Annotated in this window: 12 protein-coding genes; 8 read left to right on the forward strand and 4 right to left on the reverse strand. The window is 35.8% G+C overall.

Annotated elements, in window-relative coordinates; translation table 11 throughout:
* Nucleotide 1 precedes the first annotated feature (1 nt).
* Both hxlB and FGL66_RS00985 read left to right on the forward strand, forming a co-directional pair.
* Nucleotides 2-547 (forward strand): 6-phospho-3-hexuloisomerase, encoded by a 546-nt coding sequence (gene hxlB, locus FGL66_RS00980; protein WP_180809759.1) that lies wholly within the window; start codon nt 2-4, stop codon nt 545-547.
* A gap of 275 nt (nt 548-822) precedes the next feature.
* Complete coding sequence (locus FGL66_RS00985) at nt 823-2,076, forward strand: DUF1958 domain-containing protein (protein ID WP_180809760.1); 1,254 nt, start codon at nt 823-825, stop codon at nt 2,074-2,076.
* A gap of 60 nt (nt 2,077-2,136) precedes the next feature.
* On the opposite strand, the gene FGL66_RS00990 is transcribed toward FGL66_RS00985, so the two are convergent.
* Both FGL66_RS00990 and FGL66_RS00995 read right to left on the reverse strand, forming a co-directional pair.
* The gene (locus tag FGL66_RS00990) at nt 2,137-3,378 is read right to left on the reverse strand and encodes an MFS transporter (RefSeq protein WP_258007288.1); all 1,242 of its coding nucleotides are present in this window, start codon (nt 3,376-3,378) and stop codon (nt 2,137-2,139) included.
* A gap of 114 nt (nt 3,379-3,492) precedes the next feature.
* The gene (locus tag FGL66_RS00995; protein ID WP_180809761.1) at nt 3,493-5,097 is read right to left on the reverse strand and encodes a PucR family transcriptional regulator; all 1,605 of its coding nucleotides are present in this window, start codon (nt 5,095-5,097) and stop codon (nt 3,493-3,495) included.
* Nucleotides 5,098-5,242: 145 nt separating this feature from the next.
* Between FGL66_RS00995 and allW the strand changes: the two genes are divergently transcribed.
* A complete protein-coding gene (allW, locus tag FGL66_RS01000) occupies nt 5,243-6,682 on the forward strand; it encodes an allantoin permease (RefSeq protein WP_180809762.1) in 1,440 nt (479 codons plus the stop codon).
* Nucleotide 6,683: 1 nt separating this feature from the next.
* Nucleotides 6,684-8,051, forward strand: a complete 1,368-nt coding sequence (gene allB, locus FGL66_RS01005) for an allantoinase AllB (protein WP_180809763.1) — start codon at nt 6,684-6,686, stop codon at nt 8,049-8,051.
* Nucleotides 8,052-8,172: 121 nt separating this feature from the next.
* Here the strand turns inward: allB and FGL66_RS01010 are convergent, their stop codons facing one another.
* Nucleotides 8,173-9,417: a M20 family metallo-hydrolase gene (locus tag FGL66_RS01010; RefSeq protein WP_180809764.1), complete on the reverse strand. Its 1,245-nt coding sequence runs from the start codon at nt 9,415-9,417 to the stop codon at nt 8,173-8,175.
* A gap of 11 nt (nt 9,418-9,428) precedes the next feature.
* Nucleotides 9,429-10,202 (reverse strand): alpha/beta hydrolase, encoded by a 774-nt coding sequence (locus tag FGL66_RS01015; protein WP_180809765.1) that lies wholly within the window; start codon nt 10,200-10,202, stop codon nt 9,429-9,431.
* Nucleotides 10,203-10,379: 177 nt separating this feature from the next.
* On the opposite strand from FGL66_RS01015, the gene allC reads away from it, so the two are divergent.
* From allC to allD (FGL66_RS01035), 4 genes are read left to right on the forward strand one after another with little or no spacing between them, the layout of a single operon-like run.
* On the forward strand, nt 10,380-11,603 hold the full coding sequence (gene allC / locus FGL66_RS01020; protein WP_180809766.1) for an allantoate deiminase: 1,224 nt from the start codon (nt 10,380-10,382) through the stop codon (nt 11,601-11,603).
* Between the two features lie 14 nt (nt 11,604-11,617).
* On the forward strand, nt 11,618-12,409 hold the full coding sequence (gene allE, locus FGL66_RS01025) for a (S)-ureidoglycine aminohydrolase (protein ID WP_180809767.1): 792 nt from the start codon (nt 11,618-11,620) through the stop codon (nt 12,407-12,409).
* A 17-nt stretch (nt 12,410-12,426) separates the two neighbouring features.
* Complete coding sequence (gene allD, locus FGL66_RS01030; RefSeq protein WP_180809768.1) at nt 12,427-13,452, forward strand: ureidoglycolate dehydrogenase; 1,026 nt, start codon at nt 12,427-12,429, stop codon at nt 13,450-13,452.
* Between the two features lie 19 nt (nt 13,453-13,471).
* Nucleotides 13,472-14,521 (forward strand): ureidoglycolate dehydrogenase, encoded by a 1,050-nt coding sequence (gene allD / locus FGL66_RS01035; protein WP_180809769.1) that lies wholly within the window; start codon nt 13,472-13,474, stop codon nt 14,519-14,521.
* Nucleotides 14,522-14,534: the final 13 nt, after the last annotated feature.

Raw genomic sequence — 14,534 nt, forward strand, 5'->3', positions numbered from 1 at the left:
AATGCAACAACCAAAATATCAATTGATCTTAGATGAACTCTCTCAATTACTGCACCAAATAGACATACAATCAGTCAAACAGTTAACCACATATATTATGAATGCAAACGCAGTGTTTGTAGCGGGAAAAGGGCGTTCGGGGCTTGTGGCACAGAGCTTTGCGATGCGCCTCAATCAACTGGGAAGACAAGCGTATGTCGTAGGTGAAACAACAACACCACCGATTCAGAAGGGGGATTGTTTGTTGTTTATCTCTGGCTCAGGAAGTACAGCACATTTGCAATATCTTGCGGATAAGGCGACGTCAGTTGGTGCGATGATTTTGTTGATTACAACAGAACAGGAGACGCCTATTGGAGAATATGCCGATTCAACGGTGATATTACCAGCAAGTACAAAGCATCGTGTGGAAGGCTCAATACAACCAATGGGCAGTTTGTTTGAACAGAGCAGTCAAATTATATTGGATAGTATTGTTTTAAATATGCAGGAACAACTCAATATGGATGAGCAAGACATGCAACGAAATCATGCGAATTTAGAATAATAATGACGAGATGGGGACGTAGAAAAAATTGTACCCAATCAGTAAGTTAATAGATGCAAATAGCAGTAGGCGTATGAAATGGAAACACGTGTACTGCGAGTTAATTAGGCTAGAGCGAGACAGAGCTTTTTCAAAAATGGGCTTCCTGTCTCGCTCTCTGTTTTTATCTTGAAGTCAAATATATATACTGACATAAATATTTTCTTGGCGTGAATTGTCAGAAAAAGTAAATATTGCTATGATAAAGTTATTCAAAAAAGAGGGAGTTTATGGGTATGGTAAGGAGGTTTTTTAAGTGTTTGCTTGGACTGATGCTTTTTAATATGTTAGTGACTTCGAATGTTGAAGCGATGACAACCCCTTATAATATGGCGAAAAAGCATCAATCACAGGCAATGCAACAGTATCAGCCTGAAAGTGCATTGACTGTGTCACAAACAGGTCAGATTTTATATGATTATCGTAGTGAAAAATCACTTTATCCAGCATCATTAAGTAAGTTAATGACATTTTATTTAGTTTATGATGCATTGGAAAAAGGTGAGATTCATCTCACTGATAAAGTGAAAATTACTAAAAATCAACAAGGTGTAGCACAATTGCCGAATGTTTCAACGTATCCCATTCAATCAGGGCAAGTATTTACAGTTGAAGAACTATTGAAACAATCTATTATGGTTTCAAGTAACGCAGCATCAATGGTATTAGCAGAACATGTGGCAGGCGATACGTCTACATTTACAAAGCAGATGAATCAAAAAGCTAAAATGTTAAAGATGAATCATACATATTTTACAAATCCAACAGGCTTGGATAATGCTTGGTTGAAACAATATGCACCTAAAGCATTTCGCAACGAGGGAAAGACAATGACAACGGCACAAGATATGGGAATATTAGCCACACATCTTGTGAATGATCATCCACAAATTCTTAATATAACCTCAATAAGACAAGATATGCAAAAAGCAGGCATCCTTCATACAACGAATTATTCGTTGCCGGGCGAAACAAATGGTATGAAAGGTGTAGAAGGACTTAAAACAGGAACAGGAGATCAGGGGTATCATTTTGTATTAACAGCGAAACAACAACAATTACGTCTGCAAACAGCAGTTCTGCGTGTTACACCAGCGAATAATATTCATGCAAAACATGCAAGACACATTATGGCAAATGGTATTACCGAGGAAATATTTAATCAATATACGTATAAAAAAGTATTGTCACGCGGAGAACAGCGTATTAATGGTAAAAAATATGAGGTAAAAAAAGACTTATATGATGTAGTACCTAAAACCATGTCTGCATCAGATTATCATTTTAAAGTTGACGAAGAGAAAGAACGTGTGACTTTAAAATATAAGCGACATTTTATTTCAGGTTATCATGCACCATCTGTTGCTGTTGAACGCAAAAGTTTATTAAATCTAGTACAGTCTAATATGACGGTGATCGCTATTGGGTTGATTAGTACAGCGACCTTACTAGGCGGCGTAGCATGGTTAGCTTATAAAAAAGCATCTTAAAGTAAAAGAGAAAAACCAGTAGAAGGTCTCTAAGAGATTTCCTACTGGTTTTTTAATGTATTAAGCCATTTTTGAATGTCTTTCCTCTGTTCTATAAACGATAAGGAAGAAAATAATAGCTGCAAGTACAAGTAATATAGCTGCAATATAGAATGCTAATACTTTAGAGCCTGTAATATCGCTAATATAACCTGTTAACCATGGTGCAACTACTGAAGATGCCATACCAAAGAAGTTAAATGTGCCTAATGCTTTGGCTAATCGATCTTGTGTTACAGAACTCGATACAAAAGTGATGAGCACAGGGTCTATTGCGAGTTTACCTAGTAAGCCGTAAAGGATTAGAGCAATATAAAGAACTGCTGGGTTAGGTGAAAATACTGTTAAACTAATTGTTAATGCTGCAGCAAGCAATAAGAATAAAATCAATTTCAATCGATGCTCACCATGTTTATCGATGTATTTTGAGAAGAACAATGCACCCGGAATGGCGGTAATGGCAACGATAGCTGCAACATAACCAACAGAAGATTGTGCAAAGCCTTTTTCGGACACTAAAAATGATGGAAGCCATGTCACAATCATGTAGTAACCATAACAAGTAGCAAAATAAACGAAGTATGTTGCAAGTTGTTTGGGTGCAAAAAGTGTCGCATCTTGTGTTGTGCTATCATTGGAAACTATTGCTTTTTCAGCTTTTACATGATCTGCTTGCTGTTTATCACTCTTAATAAATGTCATGAAAATAAAAGTAACAGCAAGAATAATAACAGCAACTATATATAACATATAGTTCCATTGTACGTTTAAACCGGCAACTAATACAGATGAGCCAACGAGTCCAATGACCATACCTAAGGCAGAACCACTGTTGATGATGGCATTAGAGAATGATTTCTTTTCTTTTGGCATATGTTTAGCAGAAAGAGAGTAAGCCGCACCATAATATGATCCAGTTGAAATACCGGCAACTAAAGCACCTAAATAAACTTGTGTAATTGTTGAGCTTGTCCCTATAATAATAGCCGCTGCTGCAAAGCCTAAGAATGCAGGGATCAGTACACGCTTTTGTCCGAACTTATCAACAAGTGCTCCAGACGGGATTTGCATACCTGTATAAGCAAAGAAATATATTGAAGCGACTAGCCCCATTTGAGAGTCACTAATATCGCCTAAAGCATCCTGTATTTGTGGGTAAATGGGTGTTAATATTGTTCGATATATCCAAATCGCAACCCATCCTAAAACAAGGGCGACAATAATCTTTTTGTAATAATTGTCATTTGATTTAATATTGTCCATAATGATATCCTCCTCAACCTTATAGGTGTGTACTTAAAGGATAGGTGATAATAGTGAGGAGGACATTAGTGTAAATAGACAAACTTATTTTTACTTATGTCTAATTTGACTAAATTATAAAGTAAGATGTTCTGAAGTGAAGATGGCTAATCGAATATCTAATGAGTTTTTAGGATTACTAATATCCATTTTTAAGAGTTCTTCACATTTATTAATTCGGTATTTAACTGTATTTCGATGTACATACATTAATGAAGCAGTCTTTGTAATATCGCACTGGTTTTCCATATAAACTTTTAGTGTTTTTTTCAATTCTTTATCTTTTGTTTGTGTAGGATAGGCAAGAGGCCCTAACGTATAGATAACAAAAGGTCTTAACTTATCAACGGGAATTAATTGTAACAACTCTTCAACATTTTTAGAGCGATAAATTTCGATAAACTCTTTAACATAACTATTATTATGCGTATCATAAACTTCATTTGCTTCAATAAAAGATAAACTGATTTGTTTAAAATCTGTGACTTGGTTCCCAATGCCAAAAGATAATGAACTATTGAATATTTTCTTGTATTCTTTTTGAAGGAATTTACAGTATTCAATATAGTTTTCATGTTTTTTCTGCATTAAAATAACAAATTCAAAGTCATTGTGTAAACCATAGATACTAATATGGTCATCTATGGTTTCTAACATTTCTTTAAGCCACGCAAAAGTCATTTGGTAACGCTCACTTAAATAAATACTATTTTCCATTCCTTCTTCTCGGTCTACCCCACAAATAATGACTTGATAATAGTTTGAGTGTTTAAGGTGATACTGTTTGAAAAAGTCTGGGTTCTGACTAATATCAATGGGAGAGCTATCTTTCGACTTCATCAGAGATTCAAAAAATTGATTGATATCTTCTTGTTGCTGAGCAATGAGTCTCTTTTCTTTGTAGATTGCAAAACTCAGTACATTGACGGCTTGTTCAATGGCTAAATAACTAAAAGGATAGGTTAATTTTTGTATTTCTAAAATCATAATATAATACGGAAAATAATTGAAAGCGGGTACTTCGTAAACGGCATACTCATTTTCATCAAAATCTACCTTTTTACTTTGACTATTGAAGTTATCTGTGAATTTTTTTAAATAATAGTTAGATGCTCTTGGATTTTTTCTGAAATATTGACTTTCACTTTCGATTTTCAAAAAAGGATTGATGAGTAAAATAGGTGCTTTAATTAGCTTTGAAAGTTGGTCTATTACTTTATCAATCGTATATTCATTAACAATCATTTTGTTCATTTTTTGTTGTAAATCTAATGCGAAGTTTAACTTTTCATTTTCATCATCAGCAAGGTAAGAAGCGATTTCGTGCGTGATTGAACCAAGCTTCCAATAATATGGAATTTCAATGAGAGGAAATTGTAATTTATTTGCATAATCAATAACTTCTGGGTCTACCTTTTGGAGAAATCTTGAAAGCTTAATACCTAGACCTGCAACATTAACGCTATATAATTCATCAATAAGTTGAATTAAGCCATGTTGATTGTCTTTATAGCTCATTGCAGTTGTTAAAAGTAATGTATTCTCAGAAATGTAATCTTTAATATCAGGTGTTTCGGATATATCTACAAATTCAACGACACGTTGTAAGTCTCCTTTACTATTAATGAGTTTGAGTCCAGAGAATAATTCAATGGCCATGATGTCTTTTAATACAGTCATATCTCCACCAACTTTTTATTTTATTGTACAAAACAACCAAAAAAATTTTTATATATGTTCATTCTGACATATAAAGAAAGCGCATACAATAGTACATTTTTAATAAAGCGAAGGATTCTTCCAAAAACGTAGGAGGAGGTTTGAAATGGTTAGTGATAATAGGCGACTTCACCTATATGAAGAGAGAGGTTACAACAAGGATATCATTCCTAAGACACAAGAGCAACGAAACTTCAATACGTTTAACTATTTTACGTTGTGGATGGGAGCGGTGCATAACATACCTAACTATACAGCAGTAGGTGGATTTTTATTATTAGGTTTATCTCCATTGCAAGTGATGATGGCTCTTGTTATTAGTTCGATAGCTATTGGTATTTTATTAGCTGTCAATGGTTATGCAGGTTCGAAATACGGTATCCCTTTTGCTATGCATTTAAGGTTAACTTATGGTGACTTAGGTGCAAAATTACCGGGTATTTTACGAGGTGTTATTGCTGGGATTGCATGGTTCGGACTTCAAACATATGCAGGTGCACTTGCGTTAGTCGTACTTTTAGATAAGTTATTCCCAGGATTTGCAGATATTGGTGGAGGGGGTAAATTTCTAGGATTGACAGCATCTGCTGCAATTGCATTCTTTATTTTCTGGATTATTAACTTTGCGATTGGCTTCGGTGGAGGATCTATCCTGAATAAATTTACTGCGATCTTAAATCCATTAATATACATTATATTTGGTGGTATGGCGATATGGGGGATTAAAGTAGGAGGTGGTATAGGAAATATCATGTCTTATGATTTATCTACTCATAGCAGTTATCCCGTAATATTAGGATTTCTCGTTGTAATGAATTCTTTAATTGCTGTTTGGGCAGCACCAGGAGCAAGTGTGGCAGACTTCACACAAAATGCAAAGTCTACACGTTCACAAGTTATTGGGCAAATTGGAAGTGTAGTTGTCGCTCATATTTTATTTGCGATTTCAAGTGTATGTATTTTAATTGGGGCATCAATATTTAGTGGGACACAAGAATGGAATATTTTATACATTATTGGACAATGGGATAGCTTGACTGCAATTATCTTTGCAATGGGTGTATTGTTGATGACAACGATTTCTACGAATGCAACGAGTAACATTATCCCAGCAGCCTATCAGTTGAGTGCACTTATGCCGAAACTGATTACATATAAACGAGGTGTAATTGTGGCTGCAGTGATTAGTGTATTAATTATGCCATGGAAGATGATGGAAAACAGCGATAGTATCTTTATGTTCTTAAATCTAATCGGTGCAATACTTGGTCCAGTAGCAGGCGTTATGATTGCGCATTTCTATCGTGTTATTCATAAGCAGGTTGATTTGGATAGACTTTATTTTGATACGCACAATCCACCAGCAGACCTTGAGCGTATTAATAAGAAAGCATATATTGCTACAATCATCGGTGTCGTCATCTCATTTTTAGGATTTTTACCAGGTTTAAAAGTGATTTCAGATTTATCATGGTTTATCGGATTTACAACAGCAGGATTAATATATTTAATATTAAAAAAATTCGGAAAAAGAAAGGTGAAATAACATGAAATTTGAAACTTTAATTAAAAATGGTTTGGTTATTTTAGAAGATGAAGCAAAAGAGGTTGATATTGGTATTGCAGATGGCAAAATTGTTGAGATAGGTAAAGATTTAGGAGAAGCTGAAGAAGTGATTGATGCAAAAGGATTAATCGTTTCACCGGGTATGATTGACGCACATGTTCATATTACTGAACCGGGTGGAGGTTATCGTGATGACTGGGAAGGCTATGAGACAGGAACAAGAGGTTCCGCTAAAGGTGGCGTTACAACAATTATCGAGATGCCACTAAACCAAGTACCAGCAACGAAAGATCGTGAATCTATTCAAATTAAATATGAAGCAGGCAAAGGTAAATTAGCAGTTGATGTTGCAAGTTATGGTGGACTTGTACCTTATAATCTCAATGGTGGTATTCAAGAATTAGATAAAGATGGAGTTATTGCATATAAGTGTTTTGTTGCAACGTGTGGAGATCGTTCAATTGATGGAGATTTCATGAATGTAGATGATTACTCACTGTATGAAGGTATGAAACAAATTGCAAAAACGGGCAAAATATTATCTATTCATGCTGAAAATGCAGAAATTACGGATAGACTTGGACAAATTGCATATGAAAATGGTGAAACTACGATGGCAGCTTATGTCGATAGTCGACCTGCCTTTACAGAAGTAGAACCTATTCAAAAACTCATTTTATTTGCAAAAGAAACAGGTTGTCGTATTCACATTGTACATGTTGCGTGTGAAGAAGGAGTCGAAGCGATTGTTCAAGCGCAAAAAGAAGGTGTAGATGTTACGTGTGAAACATGTACGCATTACTTATACTTCTACAAAGAAGAATTAGATGATATTGGGCCAGTTGTTAAATGTTCACCACCAATTCGTGAAAAATCACGTTTAGAAGGTATGTGGCAACGTGTATTAAACGGAGATATTAACTTTGTAACAAGCGACCATTCACCATGTAACCCAGAATTGAAAGACAAAGACAATGCATTTGAAGCATGGGGTGGTATTGCAGGTGTTCAGAACAATGTAGACGTTTTGTTTGATGAAGGTGTACAAAAACGGAATATGACATTAACACGTTTTGCAGAAATTATTGCAAAGAATCCTGCTGAAAGATTTGGGTTAAAAGATAAAGGTAGTATTGCCAAAGGTAAAGATGCAGACTTTGTATTGATTAAAAAAGACGCGCCTTATACACTCAAAGCAGAGGATTTGGCTTATAGACATCAAATTAGCCCATATATCGGTCGTGAAATTGGTGCACAGGTTGTTAAAACAATTTTACGTGGTACAACGATTTATGATCAAAAAGAAGGATTATCAGAAACATTCACAGGTACTTTTATTAAAAAATAGGAGAATTTTAAGATTAAGGCAACTTAATTAAGTAAAGTGAATATCGTATTATAAAGCCCTATACCATGCTGCTTTAGTATGGTGTAGGGCTTTAATTATAATAAGTTTTTGAATAGGTATTTTATAATTTTGTACTTGAAGAAGCGAGATCAATAGCAGTATCAATTAAAAGACTGATTCCGTTTTCAATTTGTTCTGTTGTCACAGATTCCTTTGGAGAATGACTAATGCCATCTTTACAAGGAATGAAAATCATACTTGTTGGACAGAAGTTCGCCATATTCATGGCATCATGACCTGCGCCACTAAACATCTTGTAAGCATTAAGATTTTGTAATTTAGCTTTTTCTTCTATGATATTAGCGATACTTTCAGAAAGTTTGACCGGTGTATCTTGACCCAAAGAATCAATGGCAACATCAATTTTTCGATTTTGTGTGATTTGTTCAATCATTGTTTTAATTTCATGAGCTACTGTTGAACGCACCTCTTTATCAATACCTCTAATATCAATCAATAATGTGACATCACCCGGAACAGCATTCATAGTATTAGGTGTAACATCAACACCACCAACTGTTGCGACGATACCGTCTTGGTGGTACTGGTTCGCAATTGATTCGACGTTTACAATAATTTCAGCGCCACAAGTCATAGCATCTTTACGCATGGGCATCGGTGTAGAACCTGAATGACTTGTTGTACCTGTGAGTTGTACTTTGAAACGTTCTGGTGCAGCAATATGTGTCACAATACCAATATCTTTTTGCTTATTCTCTAAAATAGGGCCTTGTTCAATGTGAAGTTCCAAAAAGGCTTTCATATTATTGTTATTATGATTAGAAGTATGGTTAGAGTCTGTTGATGTCATAGACTGTACAACATCTAGTAATGTTTGTCCTTCAGCATCTTTGAGCGTTTTCATATCTTCTTCGTTTAGCATGCCGCATAAGTATTTACTACCAACTGTTGCAACATTAAAGCGTGCAGACTCTTCACAACTGAATGCAATAATTTCAATAGGATGATCGGTTACAATGTTCATATCATGCAAGTGTCTGACAACCTCTAAAGCACCGACGACACCTAGAAGCCCATCATATTGTCCGCCCTCTGGTACGGTATCAATATGTGATCCGATGACTACGGCAGGTAAGTCATTATATTTTCCTTCTTTTCTAGCAATGACATTTCCAATTTTATCAAAATAGACATGCATACCGAGTTCTTGGCAATACATAGAAAATTTTAAAGCAGCTAATCGTTCATTATGTGTAAAAGCAAGTCGATTGATTCCTTCTAATTTTGTACTAATTCCTAAATTGTTAAAACTATTTAAAGTAGATAGTATACGATGAATGTTCATATTTCTGCCTCCTATAAGATATATTCACAAGCTTGTTCATAAAGTTGGATGTTTGCTTCGGTTACTTCACTATCAAAGTCATGTATATGACTATTTATTTTGACAAGTTTAGCATTATTATGGATGTTTGCTAAGTCGATACTGTATGCAATAGGCACATCAGGGTCATTAATAGCATGGGCGATAAATAGTTTAGGTGGTTTTTTAAGTTGTTCATTCGAAATATTGTAATGGATAAGAGATGGCCATATACCACGTTCTCGATAATATAAATAGAGCAAAAAGCGTGGTTGAGGTGGTTCGTTTGTTGTGACAGTTCTTTTTATTAATGAATGTTTCAGATGGCCACTTAACATATGAGCTATATTTTGGTGGTTCGTTGGCAATCGATAAAATGCTGAATGCGATAAGTTATAAAAACCATAAAAATCAATAACACCTGCAATATCGAAAAGCGTAGCATAAGTAAGAGCTAAAAAACCACCAGCTGAACGTCCCATACAATAAGCAGTTTTAAAGTTTTGGGAGACGTAAGCGTTAATATGTTTCAAATCATCGACAATATCATCCCAACTTGACTCGGGTAATAAGCGATAATCCACAGTCAGTAAATGATATGTACGCGTAATCACATCAACATATTCATCAGGTAGATCATCTCTTTGTCCAAATATAAACCCACCACCGTGGAAATAAATCATGACGCGATGACAAGTTTTTGCAGCACGATAGAGGGTTCCATGTAACTGATAATCTGAATTGGCAAAAATAGTAACGTGTTCCATTGGTAACGTCCTCTCTATATGAATATAGTACTCTAATGATATTGTATGATGACTACCTCTCATGATGTTTGTTTGATTTGAATAAAATTACAATAGAGTATTGTATAAAGTGTCAATGAACTGAAATGTATAGAAACGTAACATAGAAATAGAAGATATCATGAGGAGGGGAATATTTTGGATATTCGTACAATGTTTGAACGTTTAGATAAACAGTTTACAAGCTATGGTGGTCTTAAAGGTGGAGGAATCACAAGATTGCTATATTCAGATGAATGGATAGAAGCCGTGAAGGCATTAGAAAAGCTCCTTAAAGAAGAAGGATTTGAAGTGTCATTCGATGATGTTGGTAATCTCACAGGTCGTATAGAAGGCAGTGAACAACCTGAAGAGACGATTATGTCAGGTTCTCATATCGATACAGTTGTAGAAGGTGGCCACTTAGATGGTCAATTTGGTATTTTATCTGCAATTGTTGCAATGAAATATTTGAAAGAAAAGTACGGTCAACCTAAAAAATCTCTTGAAGTGTTGTCACTTGCTGAAGAAGAAGGAAGTCGATTCCCATATACATTCTGGGGAAGTAAAAATTTCTTCAATTTAGCAAATACTAAAGATGTTGAAACGATTGCAGATGCAGAAGGTGTTCAATTTATTGATGCGATGACGCGTTCAGGCTTCCAATTCCGTCAAAATGATACAGTACGTGACGATATTAAAGCCTTTGTAGAAATGCATATTGAGCAAGGTAAAGTATTGGAAACAGAGCAAAAATCAATTGGTGTTGTTACAGGTATCGTGGGACAAAAACGATACACGATTAACTTAAAAGGTGAAGCCAATCATGCAGGTACTACACCAATGGGATTACGTAAAGATGCGGTTGTAGCATTTACTGAAATTGTACAACGCCTTGTTCAGCGTGCAGAAGAAATAGGCGATCCATTGGTTTTAACATTTGGACATGTCACACCAGTTCCAAATACTGTGAATGTTGTACCGGGTGAAGTTGAATTTTCGGTAGATTGTAGGCATATAGATCAAGAAGTATTAAATACGTTTGCAAAAGAGATTGAAACTACAATTAAAGAAATTGCAGAGCAAAGAGGAATGGATGTCAATATTAATTTATGGATGGATGAGACACCGACATTAATGGATGATGCCATTATTGAGAAAGTGGAAGCCTCTGCAGAAGAAATTGTCGGTGCAGCTTATAAGGTAATGCCTTCAGGAGCAGGACATGATTCACAAATTTTTGCGAAACATGTGCCAACGGGTATGATATTTGTGCCGTCAATTAAAGGTATTTCACACAATGTTGAAGAGGAAACACTAGTAGAAGATTTAGTGAAGGGTATAGAAGTATTAGCCAGCGTTTTATATAAATTAGCATATTAAAAGGAGAGATTATTGTGGGTTATTTAAATCATCAACAAGGTTATAGAGAAGGTTTATTGGAATCAAGAGCGATTATTAAGAAAGATAATTTTGCACTAATTACACCAGATGGCTTAGTTAATAATGTTGTGCCTGGATTTGAAGATTGCGATATTACCATCTTAGGTTCACCAAGATTGGGTGCAAGATTTGTTGACTATCTCGTAACTGTTAAAAACCAAGGGGGACATAAGCAAGGATTCGCAGGAGAGGGCGTACAATCATTTGTTTATGTTGTATCAGGTGCTATTAAAGCAAAAGCAGATGGCAAAGAATACGAACTGAATCAAGGGGGCTATTTATACGTTCCACCACATTTAAAATTGACGTTTGAAAATAATAATAGTGGCGAAGATAGCCGTTTGTTCTTATATAAAAAGCGTTATCAAGAAGCCGAAAATGTAGGTAAACCAGAAGTGGTCTCAGGTAATGTTCATGACATTAAACAAGAAGCATATGAAGGTATGGAAGAAGTGTTAATTCAAGATTTACTCCCTAAATCTCTAGCATTTGATATGAATATTCATATTTTATCATTTAAGCCTGGAGCGTCACATGGTTATGTTGAAACACATGTTCAAGAACATGGGGCATATGTATTAAGTGGTAGAGGTATGTATAACCTTGACAATAACTGGGTTCCAGTAGATAAAGGGGATTATATCTTTATGGGTGCATATTCTCCACAAGCGACATATGCAATCGGTTTAGATGAGCCATTTGCATACATTTACTCTAAAGATGCTAATAGAGATATTGAACTTTAAGAGGAAGGAGAATTACGGTGGATGACGCACTAGTTTATGTTAACAGAGATGAACTGAGAGCATTGTTTTTAAAATTATTAATCCATTCAGGATTACCTGAAAAATATGCAGAAAAAACTGCAGATTTAATGATCTTTGCTGATGAACGTGGGATTCATTCCCACGGCTCAGTAAGGGCAGAGTACTATGCTAATCGCATTAAAGCTAAAGGGTATAATTTGAATCCTAAACTGACATTTGAGCGTACAAGTCCTTGTACAGGTTTATATCATGGTGATAATGCAGTGGGTCACTATGTTGCTTATAAAGCGATGGAAGAGGCAATTGCTATGGCAAAAGAAAATGGTGTAGCGATTGTAGGTGTCAAAGAAATGGGACATAGTGGTGCGATAGGTTATTTTGCAAAACAAGCGGCATTAGAAGGAATGGTGGCACTTACAGTATGTCAATCGGATCCAATGGTAGTCCCTTTTGGAGGAACTAAGCCATATTTTGGTACAAATCCAATCGCATTTGCTACACCGAGAAAAGAGGGTGAACCGATCGTTTTTGATATGGCAACGACTGTACAAGCATGGGGGAAAATTCTCGATGCAAGAAGTAAAGGCAAAGATATCCCAGAAACATGGGCAGTAGATAGTGAAGGCAATCCTACGACAAATCCACATAACGTTGCGGCGTTACTTCCTATTGCGGGGCCAAAAGGTTATGGATTAATGATGATGATTGATATTTTGGCAGGAACACTATTAGGTTTACCATTTGGTCAGCACGTAACGTCTATGTATAAAGACTTATCTGAATATAGACGACTGGGACAATTGCATATTGTGATTAACCCAGCTTTTTTTGGCGATCGAGATGCGTTTTTAGCACAAGTTGCTCAAATGGTAGAAGAGTTGCATGCTATTACTCCAGCTCAAGGATTTGATCAAGTGTACTATCCTGGAGAAATCCAAGAGACAGTCGTTAAAAAGTATCAAGAAACAGGTATACCAGTTGCTCGAGAAATTTATGATTACTTGTTATCTAAAGCCGAATAAAAGAAAGGGGGGGACATGTATGAAAGTAACAAAAGCCGAATTGTTTAAATTGATTAAGAAAAAATTGATGAAAGCAGGTTTACAAGAAACATCGGCAGAACGTGTTTCGGATGTGCTGGTTTTTGCTGATCATCGTGGTATTCATTCTCATGGAGCAGTGCGCGTAGAATATTATGCTGAAAGAATTGCAAAAGGAGGTATCACAGTTCATCCTGAATATCAATTTGAAAAAACAGGACCATCATCAGGTATCTATTTCGGCGATAATGGTCCGGGTCACGAAGTAGCATATTATGCAATGGAAGAAGCTATTGCTATGGCTGAGAAAAATGGTGTAGCGATTGTTGGGATGAAAAACATCTCACATAGTGGTGCGTTAGGTTACTTTGTAGAAATGGCAGCTAAAAAAGATATGTTAGCGATAAGCATGTGCCAATCAGATCCAATGGTAGTACCATTTGGGGGAACAGAGCCATATTTTGGTACCAATCCTATTGCGTTTAGTTGTCCAACAAATGATGAAAGATTGATTACATTTGACATGGCGACGACTGTACAAGCATGGGGAAAAGTACTCGATGCGCGTAGTAAAAACAAAGATATTCCAAATACATGGGCAGTAGATGCATCGGGTCAACCAACGACAAACTCTAGAGATGTCCATGCGTTATTACCAATAGCTGGTCCAAAAGGTTATGGTTTGATGATGATGGTCGACATTCTCTCTGGATCACTACTCGGTGTTCCACACGGTATACATGTATCTTCAATGTATCAAGATTTAACAAAAGGTCGAGACTTAGGTCAACTTCATATTGTTATTAATCCGTCATTTTTCACAGACCCTAAAGCATTTAAACAACAGATTTCAACGATGTTAGATGAACTCAAACAGCAACCAGCTGCAAAAGGATACGATGAAATATTCTATCCAGGTGAACGTGGTAAGTTAAGAGCCCAAAATTATGATAAAGAGGGCATAGAAATTACAGATGAAATTTATGCATATTTGGTTAGTGATGATATTCATTACGATAGGTATCATGGGAAAAATCGATTTGCAGAATAGAGAAGGAGGACGA

It is taken from the genome of Staphylococcus sp. 17KM0847 (assembly GCF_013463155.1).
Taxonomy (GTDB): Bacteria; Bacillota; Bacilli; order Staphylococcales; family Staphylococcaceae; genus Staphylococcus.